Source organism: Acidovorax sp. A79 (genome assembly GCF_041154505.1).
GTDB lineage: Bacteria > Pseudomonadota > Gammaproteobacteria > Burkholderiales > Burkholderiaceae_C > Acidovorax.
Genome location: NZ_AP028672.1, coordinates 1,041,673 through 1,068,483 on the forward strand (window position 1 = coordinate 1,041,673; position 26,811 = coordinate 1,068,483).

Below are 26,811 nucleotides of genomic sequence, written 5' to 3' on the forward strand. Positions count from 1 at the left end.
GGGGCGGATTGTGGAAAGCAGGGCGTTGACAGAGCGTTGAATGCCGCGATCGCGGCCCTGGACCGGGCCCGCGACAAAACGTCGGGGGGCAGGCCGCCGCGATGCTTCCGTCAGGGGCGCATGGCCGCGGCCGCCGCGGTGCACTGCGCCAGGCATTCCCGTGCCTCGTGCAGATCCGGGTTGCCAGGCAGGTCCGACACGCGAGCCAATGCGGGTTCGAGCAGCGCCGCCGCTTCGCCGCAGGCCCCCTGCGCCGCCAGCAGGCGTGCGATGCGCGTGGCGCTGCGCAGCGCAAACAGGGCCGCGCCGCAGGCCTCGGACCGCGCCAGTGCGTCGCGGTACAGCCGCAGCGCCGGCGCGGTGTCGGACGGCCGCAGCTGCAGCAGGGCATCGCCCCGCAGGCGCAGGAGTTCTGCGACGAAATGCGTGTCGTGGTGCGCGGCCGCCTTGTGCAGCGCCTCGTCGATGGCGGGCAGCGCCTCGGCGCCACGGCCCAGGTGCAGCAGCGCATCGATGAGGAACGCCATGAAGGTGATCTCGATCACGCGGAACACCTGCCGCGCGCCCTCCAGGCCCTCGCGGACGGGGGCCAGCGCGCGGGCATCGCCCTGCACCGCCTGCGCCCAGCCCAGCACCGCCGCGGCGGCGGCCTGCCACAGCAGCAGCCGGTGGTGCTGCGCGTAGGCCAGCAGTTCGGCGCTGAGGGCGGCGGCGTGCTCCGGATCGCGCAGGTGGCGGTAGAGCACGGCGGCGCAGCTGAACGCAAAGCCGAAGCTGTGCGCGTGGCCCAGCGTGCGTGCCAGGGCCACGTTGTCATCGGCCAGCGCCCGCGCGCGCGGCAGGTCGCCCTCGATCCAGTGCACCCAGGCCAGCAGGGCGCGCGCGGCGATGCCGATGTCCTCGCCGAACCGCGCGATCGATTCGGCACTGCCCACCCGCGTGCTCCAGCCGATGGCTGCCTCCAGGTGCCCCCGCGAGCGCGCGAACTCGCCCAGCCACAGGGTGTTGTTGCCGTAGGCGTACTCCACGGCCATGCGCCGCGCCGGGTCGGCGCTGCCCTCGGCCATGCGGGCCAGGCGGTCGGCGTATTCCAGCGGATGCTCATCCTCGCTGTGGCGCCCCACCATCCACAGGCCCCACATGAGCGGGAACAGGTCCATGCCCGGCGGCGCGCTGGCGGCGAGCGCCCAGGCGCGGTGAAAGCAATCCCTGGCCGCGTCGGAGCCATAACCCTGCGCGCCCACCAGGGCCGTGCCCAGGCCGACCTGCAGCAGCAGCTCGTCGCGCGCGCGGCCCGGGTCGTCCTCGGGCAGCGCCTGCACGGCGGCCAGGCCCGCATAGAAGTCGTGGATGGCCTCCCCCAGCACCGAGCGCGATGCGGCCTGGGTGCCGGCCACCCACCAGGCATGCGCAGCGGCGGGATGGATGGATTCGGACAGGTGGTGGGCAAGGATTGCGGGATAGGCCCGCACACGCTCGGAAAAATCGGTGCGCAACGCCTCGGCCAGCCGGGCATGCAGCCGCCGCCGCTCGGCCTGGGCCAGCGATTCGTAGGCGGCCTGGCGGATGAGCGCATGGCGGAAATACAGCGGCCCGCCGAGCCGCCGCCGCACCAACCCCGCGTGCTGCAGTACCTCCAGGCCGCCGCCCACATCGTCCTGCGGCCCGGCGATGGCGCGCAGCAGGTCCTCTCCGAAGTCGCGGCCGATGCAGGCCGCGTACTGTGCGATGCGCTTGGCCGGCCCCATTCCATCCAGGCGCGCGGCCAATGCGTCCCACAGCGTGGCCGGCACCTCGCTGTGGCCTGCGCCCCCCGCCAGAGCGGCACGGGCCAGTTCCTCGGCGTACAGGGGCACCCCGTCGGCGCGGCCCACGATGGACGCCATCTGGGAATCCCCCAGCCGCGTGCCGCCCTCCAGCTGCGTCACCAGGGCGCGGATGGACTGGTACGACAGCGGCGCCAGTTCCAGTTGCACCGCCAGCCTGGCGGCCAGCGGCCCATGCGGCTGCGCCCGCGTGGTGCACAGCAGAAGCAAGGGGGCATCGCGGTCTGGCGCCAGCATGCGCTCGAGCAGCTCCGATGTGGCCTGGTCGGCCCAGTGCAGGTCCTCCACGACGAGAAGCAGCGGCCGGCCATCGCTGCCGGTGCCGAACAGCCGCGCCAGCAGGTGCTGCTCGCGTTCCTTGCGCTGGGCCGGGTACAGGGGCTGCGCAGCGGCGGCAATGCCGGGGTCCATGGGCAAGCCCAGCAGGTGCAGCAGCACGGGCAGCTCCGCCAGGGCGGTCTCTGTCCCCAGCTCTTGCAGGACCTGGACGGCGGCCTGGACAGCGCCCTGGTGCGCATCGGCGGGCGTGCCGTGGTCCAGCCCCATCTGGCGCTGCAGCTGCTCGACAAAGGGAAAATAGGGGATGTGGGCCGACTCGGCCTGGCAGGCCACTTCGGCGACCCGGCCGCCACAGGCCCGGACCTGCTGGGCCAGGGCCGCCGCCAGGCGGGACTTGCCCTTGCCGGCATCGGCCCGCAGCAGCACGCCCACCTGCCGCCCCCGCTGCGCGTCGCCCCACGCGGCCAGCAGCCTGTCCAGCTCCTGGCGCCGCCCGACCAGGGGAGAGGCGGGGCGCTCCTCCGCATCCCCGCGGCGCATGTCCTGCCTTCGGGCCAGCAGCACCGCCGCGCCCTCCTGGGCAGAGCCCCATTGGAAATGCGTCTCCAGGATGCCGCGCAACGCGGCGCTGGCCAAGACGCCCCCCGCCGGCGCGGCCTGCGCCATGCGGCGCGCCGTCCTGGTGAGCGTGCCCGCCGCATCGGGCGGGCCTTGGGATTCGGCCACAAAGGCCCAGCCCGCGTGCAGGCCCACGCGCGGCACGAGGTCCGCCGCGCAGCCCGCGGCACGCCACGTCTGCACCAGGGCGAGAGCGGCCTGCGCGGCATCGCGCGGCGCATGCTCGCGCGCGCTGGGGTAGCCGAAGAAGGCGAGCAGCTCGCCCCCCTGCGCCGCGACCACATGGCCTGCGTACCCGCGAACAAGCCCGCTGCCCTGCTCCAGCAGCCCCGCCAGCGCGGCGGCGGCGTCCTCGGGGTCCATGCCGTCGCGCGGCTCGAAATCGCAGGCCAGCACGGCAAGGCGGCGGCGTTCCGGCAGCGCCAGGCCCTCGGGCCGCGGGGATTGCGGTACTGCGGCGGCGCCGATGCGTTCGACCAGCGCCACGGTCTGTGGCTCGGGCTCGGCCCCCAGCTCCTGCGCGATGGCGCGGCGGTACGCGGCATAGTGCGTCAGCGCCGCGGACGGGCTGCGGCGCGCGAGCAGCCGCAGATAGCTGCGCTGCAAGGGCTCGCGCCACGGGTCCACCTCGATGGCGCGCTGCGCATACTGCAGCGCCTTCGCGCCGTGGCCCTGCAGCTCGTGGTGCGCCACCAGCCGCTCCAGCATGTCCAGCGCCTGGCGGTGCAGCCCTTCGCGCCGCGCGGCCAGCCATGCCTCGAACTCGGGCGCGTCGGGCAGGTACAGCCCCGCCAGCAGGGGCCCCCGGTAGTGCGCCACGCGCTGCTCGAGCAAAGCCGGCGCATCCACGGGCACGCTGGCGCCCGCGAGGAAATCGGCCACGTCCAGGCGGCAGCCGGCGCCGGCGCGCAGGCGCAGCGTTTTCTGGGACGCTTCGATCAGCGGCGGGGATCCCGTCGCCTGCGCCTCGCCCAGCGCACGGCGCAGGTCGAAGAGGCAGCCCCGCAGGTTGGCGCGGGCCCGCTCGGCATCCACCTGCGGCCACAACAGGTCGGCCAGATGCTCGCGGCGGTGCTCGCCAGGCTCCAGGGCCAGGTAGGCCAGCAGTGCGCGGACCTTGTCATAGGGGAACGCGGTCACGGCCTCCTGTCCGCGCGAGATGTCGAATCCGCCCAGAAAGCGCATGGCCAGCTCGCGCGAAAGAGGCCCGTTCACGAAGGTAGTCAAGGTGCGAAGAGAGGAGCAGCGGGGGACGGGAAGGAATGGTGCGCTGGCGGGCACCGCGGCATTCTATGTGCCGCCCGCGCGCAGCCCGGCCGGCCCCCGCCGCCCAGCCCCTGTCACTGCGCGGGGCCGCGCCACGGCGCCCTCACTGCTCGGCGATCACATCCACGAACACCAGCGGCTCGGTGCCGGTGTTGACCAGACCATGGGATTCGCCCTTGCGCACGATGGTCACATCGCCCGGCTTCACGGGCACCTCGCGGCCGTCCTTGTCGCGGAAGGTGCCACGGCCCGAGACGATGATGTAGGTGTCTTCATTGGTCGTGTGCTTGTGGTAGCCGATGGAGTCGCCCGGCTGCAGCGTGAGCCAGCTGATCTCCTTGATGGCCTGGTCCCTGGACGCCTTGTCGCGCGTGAACGCGTACTCGCCGATCAGCGTGCCCTTGCCACCGCCGGCGGCCTCCTTGCTGGCCTTGATCAGTTCTTCCTTGGCGTACACCTCGGCCAGGGCCGGCGCGGCCAGCAGGGCCAGAGCCAGGGCGGCGCCCGCAGCCCGTGCAAGCGATTTGTTGTGTGTTGTCATAAGTCTCCTCGGTGGATGGATGCCGCAGCCGCGCCGGTCAGTCATCCCGGCACACGCCGCGGCGGCCGCGCCCGCATGGGCAAGGCGCGTGCCGAAGGGCATGTTAGAGCCTTGGGCGCCGTTGCGCTGCCGGGCCGTCAGGGTTCTGAAGGCGTGCGCCCTCACCCCAGCCGCGCCAGCGCCCTGGGCACACTCGCCACCAGCATGGCCACACCCGACAGCGTGAGCAGCCCGAGCACGATCTGGCGGAAACGCAGGTCGCTGATGCCGTGGTACAGCCGCGCGCCCAGCAGCGTGGGCACCAACATCGCCGGCACCACGATGGCCAGCAGGGGCAGCGCCTCCCGGGTGACCAGGTCGGTGGCCAGGTAGGTGATGAAGGTCACCAGCAGCATGGCCAGGTTGAAGTTCTGGATGATGGCGCGCTGCACGTCCTTGTCCATGCCGCGCAACGTGCACCACAGCGTGGGCAGCACGCCGGTGAAGCCGCCCAGCCCCCCCATCACGCCGCCCGCCATGCCCACCAGCGCATCGGCCATGCGCCCGCCGCGTGTGATGCGGGGCAACTGCTTGGCCATGAGCATCGCCGGGCACCACAGCACCAGCAGCGTGCCCAGGATGACCTTGAACGCGTCCATGTCCAGCCGGGGCAATACGGCCACCCCGATGGGGATGCCCACCAGGCCGCCCAGCACAAACGGCAGCAGGCGCACCCGGTCAAAACCCCGGCGCACCGTGGCCGCCGCCACCAGCTGGCCCGTGAGCGCGCCGCACACGGTCAGCACGGCCGCCAGGCGCGGCTCCAGCGTCCAGGCCCAGAACGACATGGCCACCATGCCAAAGCCAAAGCCCGACAGGCCCTGCACGAAGCCCGCCGCCACGGCCCCCAGGGCCACCACCCACAGCACTGAATCCATTGCCTTGTCCCCCTTCTGGTTGTCCGCGTGCCCAAGGAGACTGGCGGTGCCTCTGCGCTCCCGCCAGCTCCACCCACCTGCCTGTTCGCTCCCTCGCTCGCTTCGGATTGTGGAGACTTCCCATAAGCAAAGCATCAGCAATTGCCTCGCGCCTGAAGGTGCGTCATCTGGTGCTGCTGCAGCAGATCGAGGCGCATGGCACGCTCACCCGCGTGGCGCACCACATGGCCACGAGCCAGCCCGCCATCACGCACGCGCTGGCCGAACTGGAGGCGATCTTCGGCGCGCCGCTGTTCGAGCGCTCCCCGCGCGGCATGGTGCCCACCGCGCTCGGCGCCGTGGCGCTGGCCCGTGCGCGCACCCTGCTGCAGGACCTGGGCCACTGGGCCCGCGACATGGAAGCGGCCAGCGCGGGCCGCGCCGCGCACCTGCAGGTCGGCGTGATCCCTTTCGTGCCGGGCCGCCTGCTGGCCGCGGCCATCGGGCAGACCCGGCCGCGCGGGCTGCGCGCCACGGTGAGCATCCACGAAGGCACCAGCGACCACCTGCTGCAGCGCCTGCGCGGGCACGAACTCGACTGCGTGATCGGCCGCGCATCCGCCGTGCTCGACATGGACGGGCTGGTGCACGAGGTGCTGTACCACCAGGAGCCGCGCCTCATCGCCCACCGCCGCCTGTCGGCGCGCCTGGCCCGCAAGCCCCTGGCCTGGGCCGAGCTGGCGGACCTGGACTGGGTGCTGGGCGCGCGGCAGACGCCCATGCGCGAGCAGATCACCGACTTCTTCCTGCGCGCGGGCGTGGTGCCGCCGCAGCCTTATGTGGAAAGCCTCTCGTCCAAGGTCATCGGCGAGCTGGTGGCGGCCAGCGAGCGGGCTGTCTCCATCGTGCCGGCCGACATCGCGCAGGAGCTGGTGCGCATCGCCGGCGTGGCCATCGTGCCGCACCGCTTTGGCTGGACGCTGCCGCCCATCACGCTGTTCCAGCGCCTGCGGGACGCGCAGCATGCCGAGGTGGCACAGTTCGCGCAGGCGCTGCGGGGGGCGGCGGCGGCCTTCACGGCCGAGCAGGCCTGAGGGTTCGCGTCCGTCCGGCCGATCCTCTCAATACAGCGTCGCCTGCTGCCGCGCCGGCAGTTCCTGGTCGTACGCCGCGCCATCGAATGCGCCGTGCGTGAGGGACGCAAGGATGGCGCCGGGCGTGGGCACCGGTCGCGGGGTGCCGGGCGGCACGGCATCCCACAGGCGCGAGCGCTGGAGGGCACGCGCGCACTGGAAGAACACGGTCTCCACCTCGACCACGACCACGCACTTGGGCGGCTGGCCGTTGACCACGAAACGCGCGAGCAGGTCGGGCGCCACGCTGATGCGGGCACGGCCGTTCACGCGCAGGGTTTCGCCCACGCCGGGGATGAGGAACAGCAGCGCCACGCGCGGATCGGCCAGGATGTTGCGCAGACTGTCGGCGCGGTTGTTGCCCCGGCGCTCGGGCAGCAGCAGGGTGGTGTCGTCCTGCAGTTGCACGAAGCCCGGCGGATCGCCGCGCGGCGATGCATCGAGCCCCCCGGGGCCGGTGGTGGCCAGCACCGCGAAGGGCGAGGCCTCGATCATGGCGCGGTAGGCGGGGTGGACGCGGGGCACCTCCTTGTGCACGGAGGCATCGCTGAGCGGCCCGAGCAGCGCCTCCAGGCGCGCCAGGGTGTCGATGGCATGGGGGTCGGGCTGCGCCGGGGCGGTGGCTGGCATGGCGGGTGGTTCAAAAAAAAGGTGGAGGGGATCAGGGCCAGAGGCGATGGTGCGCACGACGGTGGCCGCTGACAAACGACATCGCCGCCCGGCATGCGTGACAAAATCGCACACATGCCGCCCGCCACGCCACAGCGCCTGCCCCCGCTCCATGCGGTGCGCGCCTTCGCGGCGGCAGCGCGCCACCTGAGCTTCACGCGCGCGGCCATGGAACTGCATGTCACCCACAGCGCCATCAGCCGCCAGGTCCGCGCGCTGGAAGACCACCTGGGCGTGGCCCTGTTCGAGCGGCGCGTGCGGCAGGTGCTGCTCACGCCGCAGGGCCAGCAGTTCTTTGCGCAGGTGGAGCCCGCCCTGGCGCAGATCGGCGCCGCAGCCCAGGCCCTGGCGACACCCGGGGCCCCGCGCACCGTGACCATCAACGTGCGCCCCTCGTTCGCCGTGCGCTGGGTCATCCCGCGCCTGCCGGGCTTCGTCGCGCAGTGCCCGGACATCGAGCCCAACGTGGTGACCAGCACGGTCACGCCCGACCACGCCACCGCTCCGTTCGACGTGGCCATCCGCCGGGGGCTGGCGGGCTGGCCGGCCGCGATCACGCCGCAGCCTTTTTTGCACGACCAGGCCCTGGTAGTGGGCACACCCGCGCTGTGGGCGGCCCAGCCGGTGCGCACGCCGCCCGACCTGGCGGCGCACGTGTTGCTGTGGTCGCGTTCGCGCCCCGGCGACTGGGACGACTGGAAGCGCCAGGTGGGCGCCCCGCGCCTGCAACCGGCGAGCCAGTTGCAGTTCGACCACCTGCACTTCGTGCTGCAGGCCGCGCTGGACGGGTTGGGCTTCGCGCTCGCGCCCGCCTCGCTGGTGGCGCAGGACCTGGCGGCGGGCCGCCTGGCCTGCCCGCTGCCGGGGCTGGCCCTGCCGCTCACGCGCCACTACTACGGCCTGGCGCCCCAGGCATCGCCGCAGGCCCAGCGCTTCGCGGCGTGGCTGGAGCAGGAGCTGCAGGCGGCCCGCACAGTGGCGTGAGGGGCATGCAGCCCCCTCGGCTCAGCGCGCGGGGCGCAGCTTCACGCCGGGGAAGTCCACGGGCACGGCCAGCGCCACGTTCACGTAGTTGGTGAACAGGTTGAGCGCCACATGGGCCACGATCTCCACGATGTGCCCGTCGCTCCAGCCCTGCTCGCGCAGCGCCTGCACATCGGCGGCATCCACCTGGCCGCGCTCGTCGACCAGCTTGAGCGCGAAGCGCAACACCGCTGCGGTGCGCGGGTCGGCGGATGCACCCGACTGCGCGGCGGCCAGATCGTCGCCGCTCACGCCCGCCTTGCGGCCCAGCGCCGTGTGGGCGGCCAGGCAGTAGTCGCAGGCATTGCGGTTGGCCACGGCCACGGCGATCTGCTCGCCCAGTGCAGCGCCGATCTGGCCGCCGCCCAGCGCACCGAAGGCGCCCCACATGCTTTGCAGCGCGGCCGGCGAGTTGGCCACCGCGCGGAACATGTTGGGTGTGGCGCCGAAAGCGCCGTGGATCTGGTCGAGCAGCGCGCGCGCCGGGCCGCTGGCCGTGGAGCGGTCGACAAGGGGAATGCGGGCGGCGGAGGAGGCAATGGTGGACATGGTGTCTTCCTTGGAAATGGCATGGAGGTTGAAAGCCGGTGCGTTGGCCGCACCGGGTGCATGAACACAGCACCCCTGCAGTGTCTGGCGACATCGAATACCATTGGGCATCAATAGTCCATCATTCATACCAATACATCCAAAACAACCATGAGCCCTACGGAAAGCAGCCTCACGCCACCGTCCGTGCCGCTGGATCGCCTGTCCTCGCTGCTGGAACGGTTCAGGGTGCGGGCGCGCCTGTTCCACACCGGCCCGCTGTGCGGCGTCACCCATTTCGCGGCGGCGCCCGGGCGCGGTTTTCTGCATGTGCTGCGGCGCGGCGAGATGGTGGTCGCCCACCAGCCCCTGGCGGGGCCACCGGAGCGCCTGGAGGTGCGCGAGCCCAGCCTGCTGTTCTACGCGCGGCCGCTGGAGCATTTCTTTCACAACGCGCCCATGGAGGGCTCGGACTTCACCTGCGCGGCACTGGACTTCGATGGCGGCGCCAGCCACCCGCTGGCGCGCGCCCTGCCCCCGCTGGTGCTGCTGCCGCTGGCCCGCGTCGAGGGCCTGCAGCAGGCGCTGGATTTGCTGTTCGCCGAGACCGACCGCCTGCGCTGCGGCCACCGCGTGCTGGCCGACCGGCTCTTTGAAGTCGTGCTGCTGCAGTTGCTGCGCTGGCTGCTCGACCACCCCGAGGAGGCGCGGATGCCCCCGGGCCTGCTGACCGGCCTGGCCGACCCGCGCCTGGCGCGCACGCTCACGGCCCTGCACGATGCGCCCGGCGAGGCCTGGAGCCTGGAGCAGATGGCCGCGCAGGCCGGCATGTCGCGCAGCGCCTTCGCGGCACGCTTCAAGGCCGTGGTGGGCGAAACGCCCGCGGACTACCTGGCGCACTGGCGCCTCACCCTCGCGCAGGCCCACTTGCGCGGCGGGCGGTCCGTGAAATCGATCGCCCATGGGCTGGGGTATGCCAACCCGTCCGCGCTGTCGCGGGTGTTTGCGCAGAAGCTGGGCATGTCGCCACGCGCCTGGCTGGAAGGCCTCGCGGCATAGCCGTTCCTCCCACCCTGGCCCATCTTGCCCGGCTCGACGCAAGGCCCGCGGGACGCCACAATGACCTGCGCCCACCGCCATGCCCCAGCCGCCTTCCCGCAGGGCGGATTTTTGGGTCAAAACAGGCGCCAGCGCTTGTAACTATTGCGCAATCAGCTACTTTATTGATAGCAAATACCCGTGAACTACCCAGCCCCCGGAAAGGACTCACGCCATGAACACAGCGCTCACGCAACTGGCTGCCGGCTGCGACCTGGCCAGCGAGGCCCACACGCCTCTGCGCCTGGCGTTTGGCCTGGCGTGTGTCGAGCGCGTGCGCCATCTGCTGGAAGACCCCGAGGCCATCGCGGGCCTGGACACGCTGGCGGCGTTCACGGCAGGCACGGTGGATGCCGCCACGCTGGCGAACGCCGCCGCCCGGATGAAGGAGGTGGCCTCGCACCACCGGGGCTCGCAGTCGCTGGACGGATCGGCCCATGCCGCCGTGTCGGCCACCTTCGCCGTGGCCAACGCGCTCGCGGGCCGGGCACTGGAGGCCGCCAGCTACGCGGCCTATGCCACGGTGTACGCGTACGGCGGGTATGCGGTGCAAGACCTCTCGGCCTTCGAGCCGGAGCACCAGTGGCAGGTGCTGGCATTGCAGCGGCTGCTGGACGATGCTCCGTCCGAACGGTCGGCACAGCCCGCCGCCGCCAGCCAGCCCGGCGCATGAGCCGTCAGCAGATTCCCGCCGCGCTGGCCGCCCCGCTGCGCATGATCCTGGAGGCCGAGCTGGCACGGGGCAACGTCATCGACGAAGTGGCGGACTGGCCGCCCCAATGCGAGCTGCTTGTGATCCTGCGCCGCCCGTTCGCGACGGCCTACCCCACCGGGCCCGGCGTGGCGTTCACCGCCATCGAAGACCGGCACTACTGGAAGTCCGAATACAACCTCGATGGCGGCCGGCAGACGCTGGCGTGCGGTTTTGGCTGAGCCGTGTGATCAGACGTTGATGGCCGCCGCCGACCCGGCCAGCTTGCGCAGCTCGAACTTCTGGATCTTGCCCGTGCTGGTCTTGGGCAGCTCGCCAAACACCACGGCGCGGGGCACCTTGAAGCCCGCGAGGTGCTTCTTGCAGTGGGCCACGATGTCCTCGGGCGTGGTGGTGGCCCCCGCCTTGAGTTCCACAAACGCGCACGGGGTTTCGCCCCACTTGGCATCGGGCTTGGCCACCACGGCGGCGGCCAGCACGTCGGGGTGGCGGTAGAGCACGTCTTCCACCTCGATGGACGAGATGTTCTCGCCGCCCGAGATGATGATGTCCTTGCTGCGGTCCTTGATCTTGATGTAGCCGTCGGGGTACTGCACGGCCAGGTCGCCGCTGTGGAACCAGCCGCCCGCAAAGGCCTCGTCGGTGGCCTTGGGGTTCTTGAGGTAGCCCTTCATGGCGATGTTGCCCTTGAACATGATCTCGCCCATGGTTTCGCCGTCCTGCGGCACGGGCAGCATGGTCTCCGGGTCCAGCACGCGCACGTCGCGCTCCAGGTGGTAGCGCACGCCCTGGCGGGCGTTGAGGCGGGCGCGCTCGCCGATGTCGAGCTGGTCCCACGCCTCGTGCTTGGCGCACACGGTGGCGGGGCCGTACACCTCGGTCAGGCCGTACACATGGGTCAGGTCGAACCCCATCTTCTCCATGCCCTCGATCATCGAGGCCGGGGGCGCGGCGCCCGCCACCATGGCCTTGACGCCCCCTTGTGCGAGGTTCTGCACACCCGCCTTCATCGCATCCGGCGCATTGACCAGCAGGCCGTGCACGATGGGCGCGCCGCAGTAGTGCGTGACGCCGTGGGTGCGGATGGCGTCGAAGATGGCCTGCGCGTCCACGCGGCGCAGGCACACGTTCACGCCCGCGCGGGCCGCCACCGTCCAGGGAAAGCACCAGCCGTTGCAATGGAACATGGGCAGCGTCCACAGGTAGACCGCGTGCTTGGGCATGTCCCACTCCAGCACGTTGCTGATGGCATTGCTGGCCGCGCCCCGGTGGTGGTAGACCACGCCCTTGGGGTTGCCCGTGGTGCCACTGGTGTAGTTGAGCGCAATCGCATCCCACTCGTCGTCGGGCAGGCTCCAGGCAAAAGCCGGATCGCCCGTGGCGACAAAGGCTTCGTAGTCCGTGCCGCCCAGGCTCTGCGCGGCGGGGCCGTAGAGCGCGTCCTGGACCTCGATCACGCGGATGGGCGTGGTGCCCGTGCGCAGGGCCAGCGCCTTGGCCATGGTGCCGGTGAACTCGGGGTCCACGATCACCGCCCTGGCCTCGCCGTGGTCGAGCATGAAGGCAATGGCCTCCGGGTCCAGCCGGGTGTTGAGCGCATTGAGCACCGCGCCCGCCATGGGCACGCCAAAGTGGGCCTCCACCATGGGCGGGGTGTTGGGCAGCATCACGGCCACCGTGTCGTTCTTGCCGATGCCTGCCTGCGCCAGGGCGCTAGCCAGCTGGCGGCAGCGGGCATAGGTCTGGCTCCAGGTCTGGCGCAAGTCGCCGTGCACGATGGCCAGGCGGTCGGGGTAGACCTCGGCCGTGCGTTCGATGAACGACAGGGGTGACAGGGATGCGAAGTTGGCTTCGGTGCGGGGCAGGTTCTGGTCGAAGATGGAGGTCATGGCTCGCGAAGGTGGGTGAACGGGTCACAGGCTACCGCCCCAGGCTGACTCAAACCCTTCGGCGGCGGCTCTGCTTGACACGGTACATCGCCGCGTCGGCGCTGGCCAGCAGCGTGTGCGCGTCCTGGGCGTCGCGCGGGAACAGGCTCACGCCGATGCTGGCGCGCAGGGCCAGCGGCTGGCCGTCGATCTGCAGCGGGCTCTCGAAAGCGAGCTCCAGCTTGGCGGCGATCTGCAGCGCCGCATCTTCGCAATCCACGTTCTCGCACAGCACGATGAACTCGTCGCCCGCGAGCCGGGCCACGGTGTCGGCCTGGCGCACGGCGCCCACGACGGTGCGGGCCACGGCCTGCAGCACCCGGTCGCCCGCGGCATGGCCCCGCGCGTCGTTGACGGCCTTGAAATCGTCCAGATCCACAAACAGCAGCGCGCAGTCCCGCCCGCTGCGGCGCGACAGCTCCAGCGCCTGCGCCAGGCGCTGCTCGAACATGCGGCGGTTGGGCAGGCCCGTGAGCGCGTCGTGGTGCGCCAAGTGGGCCATGGCGTCGCGGCTGGCGTTGAGCTCCGTCATCTGGCGGCTGATCTGCTGCTCCATGTCCTGGAAACTGCGCGCCAGCTCACCCACCTCATCCTCGCGCTGCACGGGCAGCACGCCATGCGGGCGGCCCTGCGGAAAGGCCTGCGTGGCGCGCACCATGGCCTTCAGGGGCTGGGTGACCACGCGCGACACCCATGCCGCCAGCAACACGCCCACGGCGCTCAGCACCAGCAGGATCTTGAAGATGCTGCGCCCCAGGCTCACCACCTCGCCCTGCACGGCGGCAAGGGGCTGCGAGAGCCCCACCACCATGGACCGCCCCTCCTGCGGCCGCCCGAAGGGCATGCGCACGAACGAGAAGACACGCGCCTCGTCATCGCCAGGGCCCTGCTGGCTGAGCACGGCCTGTTCCTCGCGGCCCTCGATCAGAGCCCCCACCGGGCCGAAGGCATCCTGGATCAGGATGCGCTGGCCGCGGTCGAAGCCGAAGGTCTGGGTGGCGTCCGGGTGCACCAGGAAATCGCCCCAGCGGTTGCTGAGAAAGAAGCTGTAGGAGGCGGGCAGCGCATCATTGAAATTGCGCAGGAACTGGTGCGCCGCCACGCGCACCACGACCACGCCCCGCACCTGTCCCCCACGCACCACGGGCGAGGCCATGCTGAACACGGGCAGGGCCTCGGCATCGGGAGCCCCCTCGTGGTTGATGCCGAACTCGGACACATAGACCTCGCCAGGCCCCAGCGCCAGCGTTTCGAAGACGAAGGGGAAATGGGCCTTCTCCTGCAGCTCCCCCTCGCTCGCGCGTAGCCAGGCGTCCCCCGTGCGGTCGATGCGCACCAGCTCCAGGCCGTAGTCCTGCGCACCGATGAAACGGATCTGCTGGTAGCTCGGGTGCGCCACCAGGCTGGCCCTGAACATGTCGGCCAGCACGTTCCTGTCCTGCTCGATGGCGGCCACGCTGGCCAGGAAGGCGGTGTCGCGCGCCACCGTGCCAAAGCCCGCCTGCATGTGGCGCGACAACACCTGGGTGGTGGCCAGCAGCGCCTGCTCGGCCCGCCCCTGCAGGCGCGTGCGGCTGGAGTCGAAGGTGTAGTAGCCCGCCAGGACGGCGGCAAACACGCTGAAGGACGCCAGCAGGATTCCCAGCCGCAGCGCAATGCCCCATTTCATGCGGGTTTTCATGCGTCAGAACCGGGAGGGCCGGTCTCCCGACAGGATGCGCTGCCACAGTTGCGCGCGGCGTGCTTCGTCCTCGACGGGCTCCAGCCAGACGATGGCCCCGGCGGGGGCGTCGTCCGAGAGCGCGGGCGGCTCGTCGAGCGTATTGGCCAGGCCCTGGCGCCGGGTCAGCTCGCGGCTCACCGTGGGGTCGAGCATGTAGTTGATCCACTCGGCGGCCAATGCGGGCTGGGTCGAGCGCCGGGTGATGGCCCAGCAGTCGAGCCAGGCCAGCGCCCCCTCGCGCGGCACCACGTAGCCCACGTCCAGCCCGGCATCGCGCAGCTGCTTGAGCTGCTGCTGGCCGTAGTTGGCGTGCATGACGGCAATGCGGTGCTTGCGAAACAGCTCCAGCGACTCCTCGGGCAGGCTGTAGAACGAACGCACGTTGCGCCGCAGGGCCACCAGATCCCTGGCCAGGGGGCCGAACTGGGTCGCATGCAGGTGAAACGGCGGCAGGCCGCGGTACATGGCCGCCAGGGAGAACCCGTGGCTGCTGCCGTCGAATGCCAGCACACGCCCCCGCCAGCGCGGGTCCCACAGCACCGCGATGGAACTGGGAGGCACGGCCATCTGCTGGCGGTCATAGATCAGCCCCATCTCGGAATAGGTGTAAGGCATCGCGAATACATCCGTTCCCTGCGCGATGCCCGCAATCGCATGCAATTGCCGAAAGCGAGGGAGCTGGCGCTCGGCATTGGGAATGTTGTGCACAGGCAACGGTGCAAGCAGCCGGCGTGCCACCAGGCGCGCGATTTCGGCGGTATTGGCGGCCACAAGGTCGAAACCGGGCCCTTGGGGAGAGGCCAGCTGGGTGCGCAGCACGTCGTCGGAGGCGACGGTGGTGACCTCCACCTTGACCCCATGGCGCTTCTCGAAAACGGCCACGATGTCGGGGTCGGCATACCCCGGCCAGGACAGCACGCGCAGCACCGGCGCGGCCCTCGCGGGCGCGGGCCACAGGAGCGCGGGCACCAGCGGCAGCAGCACGGCCACATCCCGGCGCCGCAGCCCCCGCTGCGCCGAAGTGCTGGACGCGTCCATTGCCCGCCACCATGCCGTGACCGCCATGCCGAAAGCCCCGCTTCTGCAATATCTGGTAACAAACAGTTTACGCGGACAATACGCGGCGTGACGATCCCTCAGTCTTTCATTCAGGAACTGCTTGCCCGCGTCGATGTGGTCGACATCGTGGGCCGCTATGTGCAGCTCAAGAAAGGCGGTGCGAATTTCATGGGGCTGTGCCCCTTTCACGGCGAAAAATCCCCCTCGTTCAGCGTGAGCCCCGCCAAGCAGTTCTATCACTGCTTTGGCTGCGGCAAGAACGGCAATGCCATCAGCTTCCTCATGGAGCACGCGGGCATGGGCTTCGTCGAGGCCGTTCAGGACCTGGCCCAGCAGGTGGGCCTCTCGGTGCCGGACGACGACATCTCCCCCCAGGAGAAGGAACGCGCCGCCGCCGCCCGCCAGAAGCAGGCCACGCTGACCGACGTGCTGGAGAAGGCTGCCGACGCCTACCGCCGCCACTTGCGTGAATCCCAGCGCGCCATTGGCTACTTCAAGGGGCGCGGCGTCTCGGGGACGGTGGCCAAGCGGTATGGCCTTGGCTACGCCCCCGAAGGCTGGCGCAGCCTGGCCAGCGTCTTCGCGCAGTACGACGACCCGTTGCTGGAGGAAAGCGGCCTGGTCATCGTCAACGACGAGGACGGCGGCAAGCGCTACGACCGGTTCCGCGACCGGGTCATGTTCCCCATCCGCAACGTCAAGGGCGAATGCATCGGCTTTGGGGGCCGCGTGCTGGGCGACGACAAGCCCAAGTACCTCAATTCGCCCGAAACCCCCGTGTTCCACAAGGGCCGCGAACTGTACGGCCTGTTCGAGGCGCGCACGGCCATCCGCGAGCAAGGCTATGCCCTGGTCACCGAGGGCTACATGGACGTGGTGGCGCTGGCGCAGCTCGGGTTTCCGAACGCGGTGGCCACGCTGGGCACCGCCTGCACACCCGAACACGTGCACAAGCTGCTGCGCTTCACCGAATCGGTGGTGTTCAGCTTCGACGGAGACAACGCCGGCCGGCGCGCCGCGCGCAAGGCGCTCGATGGCGCCCTGCCCCACGCCACGGACACGCGCAGCATCAAGTTCCTGTTCCTGCCGGCCGAGCACGACCCGGACAGCTTCATCCGCGCCCACGGCACGGACGCTTTTGCCAAGCACGTGAGTGAGGCCGTGCCGCTCAGCCGCTTCCTGGTCGAATCGGCCAGCGACGGCTGCGACCTGGCCACCGCCGAGGGCCGCGCCCACATGGCCAGCAACGCAAGGCCGCTCTGGACGGCCCTGCCCGACGGCGTGCTCAAGCGCCAGGTGCTGGGCGAGCTGGCGGATCTCACCCAGCTCAAGGCACAGGACCTGGCGGACCTGTGGGGCCAGGCCACGGCGCGCGAGGCACCGCGGTCCTCCCACTCCGGTCACGGCGGCCACACCGGCGCAGGTAGTGCACCGGCCCGACAGGCGCCTGCGGCCTACGCCCACGAACCACCCTCCTGGGACGCCCCGCCCGACGGGGGGTCGTGGCCGCCCCAAGGCGAGCCGGGCAGTGGATACGACGGCGGATACCAAGGCGGCTACGGCGGCGGCAGCGGCGGAAGTGCTGGCCAGGGCAGCAGCTATGGCAACAAGCCCCCGTTCCGCAAGGGCGGCGACTGGAAGGGCAACTGGAAGAAAAAGGACAAGGACTCTCCCTGGCCGCCCCAGCCCCGCCTGCCGCGCACACCCACCGCCAGCCGCACGGACCATGCCGCACGCCTGCTGCTGTCGCACATGGCCTTCCTCGAAGAGCTGACCCACGACGACCACGCCACCCTGTGTGCGCTGCAGCCTCCCCACGGCCCGCTTTTTGGCTGGCTGGAGGCGCAGTTTCACGAACACGGCCCCCTGGCCTGGGCCGTGCTGCGCGAGAGCCTGCGCGATCACGAGTGCGAAGCTCTGGCCGTGAAGGTGATGACGGGCTCGCACGCCCAGACCGAAGGCGACCTGCAGGAGCTGCGAACGGAACTGCGGGACCTGCTCAGCCGCATGCAGATCGAAGACATCGAGGAGCAGCAAAAACTGCTGATGCTGCAAGCCGCCACGGACCCGACCGCCCTGGAGCGCTACCGTGCACTGGAACAAAAACGCAGGGTTTTGCTGGGAGTGGCTGTCAAAGCCGCTTGAAATCCCGCCAAGCGGTATAATGTAGGGTTAGTTAGCGGCAAGAGCGACAGCAGCACCTCCGAACCGGGCCACCGTGACAAACGCGCACAACCAGCCCAACCATCGCAAGGACTGCACACCAAATGATCGCCCAGACATCTTGCCCCTGAGGGCCTCCCCTCAAAGCGCGAAGACATTTTCAGCTTCGCGTTGCCACCCGCGCCGGGATCTGTGGCGCTTGCGTTTTCTTTGTGTCCGTTTTTGATTCTGAGGTTCTCCCATGCCCGCTCAAAAGTCCGCGAAGCCGCCCAAGTCTGCTCCAGGCACCGCCGCGAAGGCCGTTTCCACCCCTGCTGCCAAGGCTCCCGCGAAGGCCGCGGCCAAAAAAGCTGCACCCGCACCCGCCCCAGCAGCCAAGAAAGTTAAAACCGTGCCCGTGAAAAGTTCTGCCGAGCTGACAAAAGCCGCCGATGAATTGCTGAAGAAAAAGCCTGTCCGCGCCAAGGCTGCCGCATCCGACGAGGAAGACACCCCGAAGAAGCGCCCGGGACGCCCCGCCAAGGCCGCGGGTGCCGCCGAATCCAAGGCGCCCGCCAAGCGGGGCCGCAAGCCCAAGGCTGCGGCCGGCGGCGATGAGAGCGGCGACGATACCGACCTGTCCGACATCGAAGCGGACCTGGAAGGTGAGGTCGAGGAAACCACCGAAGCCGCGGCCACGGTCGAGAAGGTCAAGCCGCTGCGCATGAAGATCAGCAAGGCGAAGGAACGCGCCTTGATGAAGGAATTCGGCCTGGACGAGACTGTTCTGTCCGAGGAAGACCTGGCCAAGCGCCGCTCGCGCCTGAAAACCCTGATCAAGCTGGGCAAGACGCGCGGCTACCTCACGCACGTCGAAATCTCCGACCACTTGCCCGACAAGCTGGTGGATGCCGAAACCCTCGAAGCCGTCATCACCACGCTGAACGACCTGGGCGTGGCCGTATACGAGCAGACGCCCGATGCCGAGGCGCTGATCATCACCGACAACGCTCCCACGGGCGCCAGCGAAGAAGAAGCCGAGGAAGCCGCCGAAGCCGCCCTGTCCACCGTGGACTCGGAATTCGGCCGCACCACCGACCCCGTGCGCATGTACATGCGCGAAATGGGCACGGTGGAGTTGCTCACGCGCGAAGGCGAAATCGAGATCGCCAAGCGCATCGAAGGCGGCCTGATGGCCATGATGGAGGCGATCAGCGCATCGCCCGCCACCATCGCCGAGATCCTCAACATGGGTGAGGAAATCCGCGAAGGCAAGGTCGTCATCTCCACCATCGTGGACGGCTTCTCCAACCCCAACGAGGCCGACGACTATGTGGCCGAGGAAGACTTCGACGAATTCGACGAAGCCGACGACGACGACGGCAAGGGCGGCTCCAAGGCGCTGACCAAGAAGCTCGAAGAGCTCAAGAAGCAGGCACTGGAGCGCTTTGACAAGCTGCGCGAGCTGTTTGAAAAAGTGCACAAGGTGTACGACAAGGAAGGCTACGGCACTCCTGCGTACGTGAAGGCCCAGCAGGCCCTGTCGGCCGAGCTGATGACCATCCGCTTCACCGCCAAGACCATCGAGAAGCTGTGCGACATGGTGCGCGGCCAGGTGGACGACGTGCGCAAGAAGGAGCGCGAGCTGCGCCGCATCATCGTGGACAAGTGCGGCATGCCGCAGGAAACCTTCATCAAGGACTTCCCGCCCAACCTGCTGAACTTGAAGTGGGTGGAAAAGCAGGCCGCCGCCGGCAAGCCCTGGAGCACGGTGATGGCGCGCAACATTCCGCCCGTGCAGGAGCTGCAGCAAAAGCTGATGGACCTGCAATCGCGCGTGGTGGTGCCGCTGACCGAGCTCAAGGACATCAACAAGCGCATGAACGAGGGCGAGGCCACCTCGCGCGACGCGAAGAAGGAAATGATCGAGGCCAACCTGCGCCTCGTGATCTCCATCGCCAAGAAGTACACGAACCGTGGCCTGCAGTTCCTCGATTTGATCCAGGAAGGCAACATCGGCCTGATGAAGGCCGTGGACAAGTTCGAATACCGCCGCGGCTACAAGTTCTCGACCTACGCCACGTGGTGGATCCGCCAGGCCATCACGCGCTCGATCGCCGACCAGGCGCGCACCATCCGCATCCCGGTGCACATGATCGAGACCATCAACAAGATGAACCGCATCTCGCGCCAGCATCTGCAGGAGTTCGGCTTCGAGCCCGATGCATCCATCCTGGCCGCGAAGATGGAGATCCCGGAAGACAAGATCCGCAAGATCATGAAGATCGCCAAGGAGCCGATCTCCATGGAAACGCCGATCGGCGACGACGACGACAGCCACCTGGGCGATTTCATCGAGGACGGTGCCAACACCGCCCCCATCGAAGCCGCCATGCAGGCCGGCCTGCGCGACGTGGTCAAGGACATCCTCGATGGCCTCACGCCCCGCGAAGCCAAGGTGCTGCGCATGCGCTTCGGCATCGAGATGACCAGCGACCACACGCTGGAAGAAGTGGGCAAGCAGTTCGACGTGACCCGCGAACGCATCCGCCAGATCGAGGCCAAGGCACTGCGCAAGCTCAAGCACCCCAGCCGCTCGGACAAGCTGCGCAGCTTCATCGATTCGCTGTAACCACCCCGGCAGCCGGCTGCCCTGGCTGCACCCCAAGGCCCTGCCCCGCATCGCGGTGCGGGGCTTTTTCGTTTCTGCGGGGCGGCCCCGCGTTTACCCCGATGCTCCCGACAGCAAAATGACAGCTTGTAACGCGACTATTACATACTGCTGATGGAGACTGTCATGCAGTTCGGCACTCTCCGGCTGCGGGGCCTGGCATCCCAGTGCACGCTGCACGTGCCCGTTCAACGACCTGCCACCTTTTTGCGAGACACCGCATGACATCCTTCAACCGCCGCCAGATCCTCACCCAGGCTGCCGCAGCCAGCGCCGTGGGCGCGCTCGGCGCATCGCTTGCAGCGCCTGCCTGGGCGCAGGCCGCCGGTGCAACTGCCGCTGGCGCGCGCGGGGCGCCCGCCAAGGCCTCCAGGCTGGCGCCCACGCTGCGCATCGTGATCCCAGCCAACCCCGGCGGTGGCTGGGACCAGACGGGCCGGGCGCTGGGTGCGGCCCTTGCCACCGTCGGTGCGGCAGACCAGATCGAATACGAAAACGTCGGCGGCAAGGGCGGGACGATCGGACTGGCCAAGTACGCGGAGAAGTACGGCAACGATGCCAACACCCTGCTGATGGGCGGCATGGTGATGGTGGGCGCCGTGGCCCTGCAGAAACCCGCCGTGGACCTGACCCACATCCAGCCGCTCGCACGGCTCACCAGCGACTACCTGGTGGCGGCCGTGGCGGCCAAATCCCCCATCAAGAACGCCAAGGACCTGGCCGAAGCCATGCGCGCGGACCTGCGCGCCGTGCCGGTGGCCGGAGGCTCCGCGGGGGGCGTGGACCACATCTTTGCCGGGGTGCTGGCCCGCGCGTCCAAAGCCAGCCCGGAAGGCCTGGTCTACAAACCCTTCGCTGGCGGCTCCGAAGTGGTGGACGCCGTCGTGTCCGGCGGTGCGGCGATGGGCCTTTCCGGCTACAGCGAATTCAGCGACGCCATCGCGGCGGGCAAGCTGCGCGCCATCGGGGTATCGTCCCGCCGCAGCGCCTTTGGCCTGCCGGCCTTCCGTGAGCAGGGACTGGACGCGACCATGGCCAATTGGCGGGGCGTGTTCACCGGCAAAGGCGTGCCGCCCGCACGCGTGGCCGAGATGCTGGCCGCGGTCGAGGCGGCCACCGCCCACGAGTCCTGGCTGCGCACGCTCAAGAACAATCGCTGGGAACCCTCTTGGCTGACAGGCAAGGATTTGGCAGAGTTCATGGAGCTGGACCTCACCACGGCGCGGGTCATGGTGTACCTGCTCAAGCTGAAAGCCTAGACACCCCCCGGGTCGCTTCGCGCCCCGGCGCAGCGGCCAGGAGCGGCCGCCCTTCGGGGCCGTGCGGGCCGGCGCCGGCAAACCGCTTGGAGTGGCGACGCCCGGCCCCGCAAGCGGGTGCGCCGCCCGCGCGGCGGGGGCGGCCCTTGCATGGCGGCCTCGGGCCATGGTCACGCCAGTTGCCACCGCAGCCAGTTCATCTGAAAAGCATTGCCAGGAGCCGCTGATGAAAATGTCCAACCACTCCATCGGCGCACGCATGGCCACCGCGCTGGGCCTGGTGCTCGCCCTTCTGCTGGGGGCCGCGCTGTTCGGAATCGCGGCCCTGTACCGCAGCCTGGGCACCTACGAGACCACGGTGCAGGAGCGCGTGGCCCAGGAACGCGCGGTAAGCCGCATGGAAAACGAGTTCAAGACCCAGGTGCAGGAGTGGAAGAACACCCTGCTGCGGGGCGAGGACTCGCGCAAGCGCGAGCTGCACTGGGCGACGTTCCAGGCCAGCGAAAAGCGCGTGGCCGATGCAGCGAAGGCGCTGGAGCCCCAGCTGACCGATGCGCAGGAAAAGGCGGCGCTGCAGAAGTTCACGCAGGCCCACGCGCAGATGGCGCAGGGCTACCGCAAGGGCTTTGAAGTGTTCCAGTCGCTCGGTTTTGTGCCCTCCGCGGGCGATGCCGACGTGGCCGACATCGACCAGGGCCCCGCCAGGCTGCTCACCGCCCTGAGCGAGCGGGTGGCCGCCAGCAGCGCGGCCATTGCCGAACAGGCGGCGCTGAACGCGCGGCGGGCGCTCGCCAGCAGCCTGGTGGCGCTGGCGCTGGTCACGGCCCTGGGCGGCTGCGCGGGCTGGCTGCTCACGCGCTCGGTGGTGCGCCCGCTGCGGGTGGCCGTCTCCGTCGCCAACAAGGTGGCTGCGGGCGACCTGACCACGACCATCCGGGTCGATGGCAAGGACGAACCCGCGCGGTTGCTCAAGGCCCTGCGCACCATGCAGGAGAACCTGGAAAACGTGGTGTCGGGCGTGCGCAGCAACGCCGAGGGCGTGGCGAGCGCCAGCGCAGAGATCGCCCAGGGGAACGTGGACCTGAGCATGCGCACCGAGGAGCAGGCGTCGTCGCTGGACGAAACCACCTCGTCCATGCAGCAGCTGCAGGCGACCGTGCAGCAGAACGCCTCCAACGCGCAGCGCGCGAGCGAGCTGGCCCGCAATGGCGCATCGGTGGCCCAGCGCGGAGGCGACGTGGTGACACAGATGGTGACGGTGGTCCAGGGCATCCAGGACAGCTCGCGCCGCATTGCCGACATCATCGGCGTCATCGACAGCATCGCGTTTCAGACCAACATCCTGGCGCTCAACGCCGCCGTGGAAGCCGCACGCGCCGGCGAGCAGGGGCGCGGCTTTGCCGTGGTGGCCAGCGAGGTGCGCAACCTGGCCACCCGCAGCGCGAGCGCCGCGCGCGAGATCAAGGAGCTGATCCAGACCAGCGTGGAGCGCGTGCAGGCCGGCTCCGACCTGGCCCGCAACGCGGGCAGCACCATGACGGAGGTGGTCTCCTCCATCCAGGGCGTGAGCGCGCTGATGAACGAAATCAGCCAGGCCAGCACCGCGCAGACCAGCGACATGCTGCGCGTCACGCAGGCCATCGTGCGCATGGACGAAACCACGCAGCAGAACGCGGCCCTGGTGGAAGAAAGCGCGGCGGCGGCCGGCAGCCTGAGCGGCCAGGCGCGCCAGCTGGTGGAGGCCGTGGAAGTGTTCCGCCTGCGCGGCAGCCACCGTGCCTTGGCATTGCCACCTGTGGCGCATTGAATGCCGCACAGGGACGTACTGGCGTCGAACAAGCGCCTATTGCTATATTTTGTATAGCAATAAGCCATTATTCAATAAGCGCCGGACACCCGTTTCCATGGATTTTCTGGACCACGGCGGAGGATCTCCGTTGTCCAGCGGCCTGCGCATTGCCCCTGCAACCGGGGCCGCGCAGGCGCGCAGCGCTTCGGAGGGAGGGCTCCCCAACTAATCTATCTTGAGCCCGGACTGCTTCACCAGCCTCGCCATGCGCGCCACCTCGGTGCGGAAGAACGCGGCCGTGGCATCCGGCGTTGTGGCCTGCAGCAGGTAGCCCTGGGCGAGCAGCGCGTCGCGCACCTCGGGCATCCCCAGGGTGGCGCGCACGGCCTGGTAGACCCGTTCGGTCTCCGCCTTGGGCAGGCCCGCAGGCCCCACCATGCCGACCCATCCATCCAGCGCGTACTGCGGCAGGCCCTGTTCCGCGATGGTGGGCAGATCCGGCAACAGCGGCGAGCGGGTGGTGGACGACAGGCCGATGGCCTTGAGCGTGCCCGCCTTCACATGCGGCGCCGCCACGGCCACCGCGATGAACGCCAGCTGGATCTGCCCGCCCAGCACGTCGGCCGTGAGCGGCCCCATGCCACGGTAGGGGATGTGCTTGATGTCGACCTGCGCTTCGTGCACGAACATCTCGGCCGCGAGGTGCAGGATGGTCCCGTTGCCCGACGAACCGTAGTTCAGGGTCCCGGGCTGGGCCTTGGCCAGGGCGATGAGTTCGCGCACGTTCCGGGCGGCCACCGAGGGGTGCGCCACCAGCACGAACGGCGTCGCACCGATCACGGTGATGGGCGTCACGTCGTCGACGGCATCGTACGGAATGCTCTTGAAGACGCTGGGGTTCACCACGTGATTGTTGGACACCATGCCCAGTGCCGAGCCGTCCCTGGGCGCCTTGACGATCATCGAGGTGCCGGTGATGCCCCCCGCTCCGGGGAAGTTCTCGATCACCACGGCGCGCCCGAGCGACTTGCCCAGGCCGGGCCCGAAGGCGCGCGCCAGGCCGTCCACGCCCGAACCGGCGCTCACGGGCAGGATCAGGCGCAGCGGGCGCTCCGACGCCGCCTGGGCCCACGCGTGCAAAGGCGCTGCCAGGCCGGCGGCCAACGCGGCCAGCGCCGTGCGCCGGCGCAGCGCCGGTGGCGGGCAGGCGGGGTGGTGGTGGATGAAAGGATGGTGGTGCATGGCGGTTGTCTCCGTGTTGTGATCTCATCCATCGCCCGGCGGGTGCACGCGCCCCAGCGGGCGCATTGCTCAAGCCACGGCGTGCCTGTCCTGCAGCGCCTGGATCTGCGCGGGGGTGTAGCCCAGTTCCTGCATGAGCGCGCCGGTGTGCTGGCCCAGCACGGGCGGCTGCAGCCGCACGCCCAGGCGCTGGCCGTCCATGCGCAGCGGGCACAGCGTGGTGCGGGCGGTCTGCCCCGCCCGCTCGCCATCGGGCAGGGTGATGTCGGCCAGGCCGCCCGTGGCGTTGAGGTGCGGGTCGTCAAAGAGCTGCTCGGGCCGCGAAATGGGTGCGAACGGCAGGCCGTGCTTTTCAAAGATGGCCGCCAGCTCGGCGGCGCTGTAAGTGGCCAGGCGCTGGCGCAGGTCGGGCATCAGCGTGGCACGGGCGCGCACCCGGTCGTTGTTCGTGGCCAGTTGCGGGTGGGCCTTGAGGTCGGCGAACCCCATGGCGTCGCAAAAGGTGATCCATTGCGCATCGCTGACGGCGGCCAGGAAAATCTGCTCGCCATCCTTCACGCTGAACACGTCGTACAGCGCCCAGGACGAGATGCGGTCCGGCATGGGCGCGGCCGGCTGGCCGGTGACGGCGTACTGCATCATGTGCTGGCCGACCAGGAAGACGTTGTTCTCGAACAGCGCCGAATCCACCTCCTGCCCCCGCCCGGTGATGCCGCGCTGCATCAGCGCCGCCATGGCACCGATGGCGCCGAACATGCCGCCCATGATGTCGTTCACGCTGGTGCCCGCGCGCAGCGGGTCGCCGGGCCGGCCTGTCATGTAGGCCAGGCCGCCCATCATCTGCACCACCTCGTCGAGCGCCGTGCGGTGCTCATACGGGCCCGGCAAGAAACCGGTGTGGTTCACGTAGATCAGGCGCGGGTTGAGCTGGCTCAGGGCCGCGTGGTCCAGCCCGTATTTCGCCATCACGCCCGGCTTGAAGTTCTGCGCCACCACGTCGGCCGAGGCGGCCAGCTTGCGCGCGACCTCCAGGCCCTCGGGGCTGCGCAGGTCCAGCGCGATGCTCTTCTTGTTGCGGTTGAACATGGGGAAGAAGCCCGCGCCGGCGCCCAGCAGGTGGCGCGTGCGGTCGCCGTCCACGGGCTCGACCTTGATGACCTCGGCCCCGAGGTCCGCCAGCACCATGCCGCAGGTGGGGCCCATGACCATGTGGGTGAACTCCACCACGCGCAGGCCCTGCAGGGGCAGTGCACGGGGGGCAGAGGTGCCGGGTGGCGCGAGCGGGGAGGAAGAAGAATCGGTGTGGGATGTCATGGGGCGACGATACGGGATGGAAGGGCGCGCGGCGGTGGCTCAATGTTGAGCTCGTGGCGAGCTCAGTGGATGGCGGCGAGGGAGACGGCCCCTGCGCCGGTGCGCGGTACCCCGGCCTGCCACAGCGTGCCGTGCAGGGTCTCCCCGGCCAGCCAGCCCGCCACACGCTCGCGCAGCGCCAGCAGCGCGTCCACGGCGATGCCGGTTGCGACGCCCATGCGTTCCAGCATGAACACAAGGTCTTCGGTGGTGACATTGCCGCTGGCGCCCGGCGCGTGCGGGCAGCCGCCGATGCCGGCCAGGCAGGCATCAAAGCGGGTGATGCCGGTCTGCCAGGCCGCGTAGACGTTGGCCAGGCCCATGCCGCGCGTGTCGTGAAAGTGCGCGCAGGCCAGCCGGTCTCCCACCAGCGCGCGGGCCTTCTCGAACAGGCGGGCCACCGAGGCCGGGTCGGCATAGCCCACGGTGTCGGCCAGGCTCACATGGTCGGCCCCGGCATCCAGCAGGGCCTGCATCAGGCGCAGCACCTCGCTCTCGGCCACCTCGCCCTGCAGGGTGCAGCCAAACGCCGTACCCACGCCGCCCTCGATCAGGCAGCGGCTGCCGCTGGCGTCGCGCAGCGCGCGGATGCGCGCCACCTCGGCCACCACGTCGTCGGGTGTCTTGCGCAGGTTGGCCAGGCTGTGGGCATGGCTGGCGGACAGGGGCACCACCATCAGGTCGGCGCCGCATTCAAGCGCACGTTCGGCGCCTTTGTAGTTGGGCACCAGCACCGAGGCGACCAGGCCCGGCAGGGTCTTGGCATGGGCCAGCACCTCGGCGGTGTCGGCCAGCTGGGGCAGCAGGCGGGCGGGCACGAAGGAGCCGACCTCGATCTCGCGCTGGCCCGCGGCATAGGCCGCGTCGAGCCAGTCGATCTTGTGCGCGGTGGACACCACGGTGGCGATGCTCTGCAGGCCGTCGCGCAGGCCCACTTCGCGCACCACGGCCCGCGCGGGCGCCATGCCGGGCGCGGGACGGGTCGCGGGGAAAAAAGAAGGGGTGTTCACGGCGTTGTCTCCAGCTCGTTGGTGTTCCGTGGGAGATTCTAGAAAT

Annotated in this window: 20 protein-coding genes; 9 read left to right on the forward strand and 11 right to left on the reverse strand. The window is 69.8% G+C overall.

The window, feature by feature from the left end; all coding sequences use genetic code 11:
* Positions 1 to 110: 110 nt before the first annotated feature.
* The 3 genes from ACAM51_RS04745 to ACAM51_RS04755 all read right to left on the reverse strand — a co-directional run bounded on the left by ACAM51_RS04745 (position 111) and on the right by ACAM51_RS04755 (position 5,447).
* Positions 111 to 3,950 (reverse strand): AAA family ATPase, encoded by a 3,840-nt coding sequence (locus ACAM51_RS04745; protein WP_369642867.1) that lies wholly within the window; start codon positions 3,948 to 3,950, stop codon positions 111 to 113.
* 142 nt (positions 3,951 to 4,092) lie between these two features.
* Positions 4,093 to 4,530 (reverse strand): cupin domain-containing protein, encoded by a 438-nt coding sequence (locus ACAM51_RS04750; RefSeq protein WP_255591121.1) that lies wholly within the window; start codon positions 4,528 to 4,530, stop codon positions 4,093 to 4,095.
* A 161-nt stretch (positions 4,531 to 4,691) separates the two neighbouring features.
* Positions 4,692 to 5,447, reverse strand: coding sequence for a sulfite exporter TauE/SafE family protein (locus ACAM51_RS04755; protein ID WP_369642868.1), 756 nt, complete (start codon positions 5,445 to 5,447; stop codon positions 4,692 to 4,694).
* A 158-nt stretch (positions 5,448 to 5,605) separates the two neighbouring features.
* Between ACAM51_RS04755 and ACAM51_RS04760 the strand changes: the two genes are divergently transcribed.
* Complete coding sequence (locus ACAM51_RS04760; protein WP_369642869.1) at positions 5,606 to 6,520, forward strand: LysR substrate-binding domain-containing protein; 915 nt, start codon at positions 5,606 to 5,608, stop codon at positions 6,518 to 6,520.
* A 27-nt stretch (positions 6,521 to 6,547) separates the two neighbouring features.
* Here the strand turns inward: ACAM51_RS04760 and ACAM51_RS04765 are convergent, their stop codons facing one another.
* Positions 6,548 to 7,189, reverse strand: a complete 642-nt coding sequence (locus ACAM51_RS04765; protein ID WP_369642870.1) for a pyridoxamine 5'-phosphate oxidase family protein — start codon at positions 7,187 to 7,189, stop codon at positions 6,548 to 6,550.
* Between the two features lie 93 nt (positions 7,190 to 7,282).
* On the opposite strand from ACAM51_RS04765, the gene ACAM51_RS04770 reads away from it, so the two are divergent.
* Complete coding sequence (locus tag ACAM51_RS04770) at positions 7,283 to 8,212, forward strand: LysR substrate-binding domain-containing protein (protein ID WP_218295376.1); 930 nt, start codon at positions 7,283 to 7,285, stop codon at positions 8,210 to 8,212.
* A 21-nt stretch (positions 8,213 to 8,233) separates the two neighbouring features.
* Here ACAM51_RS04770 and ACAM51_RS04775 read toward each other — a convergent pair whose 3' ends face one another.
* Positions 8,234 to 8,800, reverse strand: a complete 567-nt coding sequence (locus tag ACAM51_RS04775) for a carboxymuconolactone decarboxylase family protein (protein WP_218340249.1) — start codon at positions 8,798 to 8,800, stop codon at positions 8,234 to 8,236.
* 150 nt (positions 8,801 to 8,950) lie between these two features.
* On the opposite strand from ACAM51_RS04775, the gene ACAM51_RS04780 reads away from it, so the two are divergent.
* From ACAM51_RS04780 to ACAM51_RS04790, 3 genes are all read left to right on the forward strand, one after another.
* On the forward strand, positions 8,951 to 9,838 hold the full coding sequence (locus ACAM51_RS04780) for an AraC family transcriptional regulator (protein ID WP_369642871.1): 888 nt from the start codon (positions 8,951 to 8,953) through the stop codon (positions 9,836 to 9,838).
* A 214-nt stretch (positions 9,839 to 10,052) separates the two neighbouring features.
* Positions 10,053 to 10,550: a hypothetical protein gene (locus ACAM51_RS04785; protein WP_369642872.1), complete on the forward strand. Its 498-nt coding sequence runs from the start codon at positions 10,053 to 10,055 to the stop codon at positions 10,548 to 10,550.
* Complete coding sequence (locus ACAM51_RS04790) at positions 10,547 to 10,810, forward strand: hypothetical protein (protein ID WP_218295380.1); 264 nt, start codon at positions 10,547 to 10,549, stop codon at positions 10,808 to 10,810. The genes ACAM51_RS04785 and ACAM51_RS04790 overlap by 4 nt, the downstream gene beginning before the upstream one ends.
* 9 nt (positions 10,811 to 10,819) lie before the next feature.
* On the opposite strand, the gene ACAM51_RS04795 is transcribed toward ACAM51_RS04790, so the two are convergent.
* From ACAM51_RS04795 to ACAM51_RS04805, 3 genes are read right to left on the reverse strand one after another with little or no spacing between them, the layout of a single operon-like run.
* Positions 10,820 to 12,478, reverse strand: coding sequence for an acyl-CoA synthetase (locus ACAM51_RS04795; protein ID WP_369642873.1), 1,659 nt, complete (start codon positions 12,476 to 12,478; stop codon positions 10,820 to 10,822).
* A 49-nt stretch (positions 12,479 to 12,527) separates the two neighbouring features.
* Entirely contained in the window at positions 12,528 to 14,198 is a 1,671-nt protein-coding gene (locus ACAM51_RS04800; RefSeq protein WP_369642874.1) for a diguanylate cyclase, read from the reverse strand.
* 3 nt (positions 14,199 to 14,201) lie between these two features.
* Entirely contained in the window at positions 14,202 to 15,278 is a 1,077-nt protein-coding gene (locus ACAM51_RS04805) for a PotD/PotF family extracellular solute-binding protein (RefSeq protein ID WP_369642875.1), read from the reverse strand.
* Positions 15,279 to 15,365: 87 nt separating this feature from the next.
* On the opposite strand from ACAM51_RS04805, the gene dnaG reads away from it, so the two are divergent.
* The 4 genes from dnaG (at position 15,366) to ACAM51_RS04825 (ending at position 23,178) form a co-directional block, all read left to right on the forward strand.
* Complete coding sequence (dnaG, locus tag ACAM51_RS04810; RefSeq protein ID WP_369642876.1) at positions 15,366 to 17,444, forward strand: DNA primase; 2,079 nt, start codon at positions 15,366 to 15,368, stop codon at positions 17,442 to 17,444.
* Between the two features lie 259 nt (positions 17,445 to 17,703).
* Positions 17,704 to 20,073, forward strand: a complete 2,370-nt coding sequence (gene rpoD / locus ACAM51_RS04815; protein ID WP_218295384.1) for an RNA polymerase sigma factor RpoD — start codon at positions 17,704 to 17,706, stop codon at positions 20,071 to 20,073.
* Positions 20,074 to 20,333: 260 nt separating this feature from the next.
* Positions 20,334 to 21,371: a Bug family tripartite tricarboxylate transporter substrate binding protein gene (locus ACAM51_RS04820; RefSeq protein ID WP_369642877.1), complete on the forward strand. Its 1,038-nt coding sequence runs from the start codon at positions 20,334 to 20,336 to the stop codon at positions 21,369 to 21,371.
* Between the two features lie 226 nt (positions 21,372 to 21,597).
* Entirely contained in the window at positions 21,598 to 23,178 is a 1,581-nt protein-coding gene (locus ACAM51_RS04825) for a methyl-accepting chemotaxis protein (RefSeq protein WP_369642878.1), read from the forward strand.
* A gap of 207 nt (positions 23,179 to 23,385) precedes the next feature.
* Here ACAM51_RS04825 and ACAM51_RS04830 read toward each other — a convergent pair whose 3' ends face one another.
* The 3 genes from ACAM51_RS04830 to ACAM51_RS04840 form a co-directional block, all read right to left on the reverse strand.
* Positions 23,386 to 24,402, reverse strand: coding sequence for a tripartite tricarboxylate transporter substrate binding protein (locus ACAM51_RS04830; protein WP_218295387.1), 1,017 nt, complete (start codon positions 24,400 to 24,402; stop codon positions 23,386 to 23,388).
* A 69-nt stretch (positions 24,403 to 24,471) separates the two neighbouring features.
* Positions 24,472 to 25,716: a CaiB/BaiF CoA transferase family protein gene (locus ACAM51_RS04835; RefSeq protein ID WP_369642879.1), complete on the reverse strand. Its 1,245-nt coding sequence runs from the start codon at positions 25,714 to 25,716 to the stop codon at positions 24,472 to 24,474.
* Between the two features lie 62 nt (positions 25,717 to 25,778).
* Entirely contained in the window at positions 25,779 to 26,720 is a 942-nt protein-coding gene (locus ACAM51_RS04840) for a hydroxymethylglutaryl-CoA lyase (RefSeq protein ID WP_369643767.1), read from the reverse strand.
* Positions 26,721 to 26,811 lie beyond the last annotated feature (91 nt).

Excerpts from the sequence above, each read along its gene's own strand:
- ACAM51_RS04750 (WP_255591121.1), bottom strand. The coding sequence starts at position 4,530 with ATGACAACACACAACAAATCGCTTGCACGGGCTGCGGGCGCCGCCCTG.
- ACAM51_RS04755 (WP_369642868.1), bottom strand. The coding sequence starts at position 5,447 with ATGGATTCAGTGCTGTGGGTGGTGGCCCTGGGGGCCGTGGCGGCGGGC.
- ACAM51_RS04765 (WP_369642870.1), bottom strand. The coding sequence starts at position 7,189 with ATGCCAGCCACCGCCCCGGCGCAGCCCGACCCCCATGCCATCGACACC.
- ACAM51_RS04770 (WP_218295376.1), top strand. The coding sequence starts at position 7,283 with ATGCGTGACAAAATCGCACACATGCCGCCCGCCACGCCACAGCGCCTG.
- ACAM51_RS04775 (WP_218340249.1), bottom strand. The coding sequence starts at position 8,800 with ATGTCCACCATTGCCTCCTCCGCCGCCCGCATTCCCCTTGTCGACCGC.
- ACAM51_RS04780 (WP_369642871.1), top strand. The coding sequence starts at position 8,951 with ATGAGCCCTACGGAAAGCAGCCTCACGCCACCGTCCGTGCCGCTGGAT.
- ACAM51_RS04785 (WP_369642872.1), top strand. The coding sequence starts at position 10,053 with ATGAACACAGCGCTCACGCAACTGGCTGCCGGCTGCGACCTGGCCAGC.
- ACAM51_RS04790 (WP_218295380.1), top strand. The coding sequence starts at position 10,547 with ATGAGCCGTCAGCAGATTCCCGCCGCGCTGGCCGCCCCGCTGCGCATG.
- ACAM51_RS04795 (WP_369642873.1), bottom strand. The coding sequence starts at position 12,478 with ATGACCTCCATCTTCGACCAGAACCTGCCCCGCACCGAAGCCAACTTC.
- ACAM51_RS04800 (WP_369642874.1), bottom strand. The coding sequence starts at position 14,198 with ATGAAAACCCGCATGAAATGGGGCATTGCGCTGCGGCTGGGAATCCTG.
- ACAM51_RS04805 (WP_369642875.1), bottom strand. The coding sequence starts at position 15,278 with ATGGACGCGTCCAGCACTTCGGCGCAGCGGGGGCTGCGGCGCCGGGAT.
- rpoD (WP_218295384.1), top strand. The coding sequence starts at position 17,704 with ATGCCCGCTCAAAAGTCCGCGAAGCCGCCCAAGTCTGCTCCAGGCACC.
- ACAM51_RS04820 (WP_369642877.1), top strand. The coding sequence starts at position 20,334 with ATGACATCCTTCAACCGCCGCCAGATCCTCACCCAGGCTGCCGCAGCC.
- ACAM51_RS04825 (WP_369642878.1), top strand. The coding sequence starts at position 21,598 with ATGAAAATGTCCAACCACTCCATCGGCGCACGCATGGCCACCGCGCTG.
- ACAM51_RS04830 (WP_218295387.1), bottom strand. The coding sequence starts at position 24,402 with ATGCACCACCATCCTTTCATCCACCACCACCCCGCCTGCCCGCCACCG.
- ACAM51_RS04835 (WP_369642879.1), bottom strand. The coding sequence starts at position 25,716 with ATGACATCCCACACCGATTCTTCTTCCTCCCCGCTCGCGCCACCCGGC.
- ACAM51_RS04840 (WP_369643767.1), bottom strand. The coding sequence starts at position 26,720 with ATGGCGCCCGCGCGGGCCGTGGTGCGCGAAGTGGGCCTGCGCGACGGC.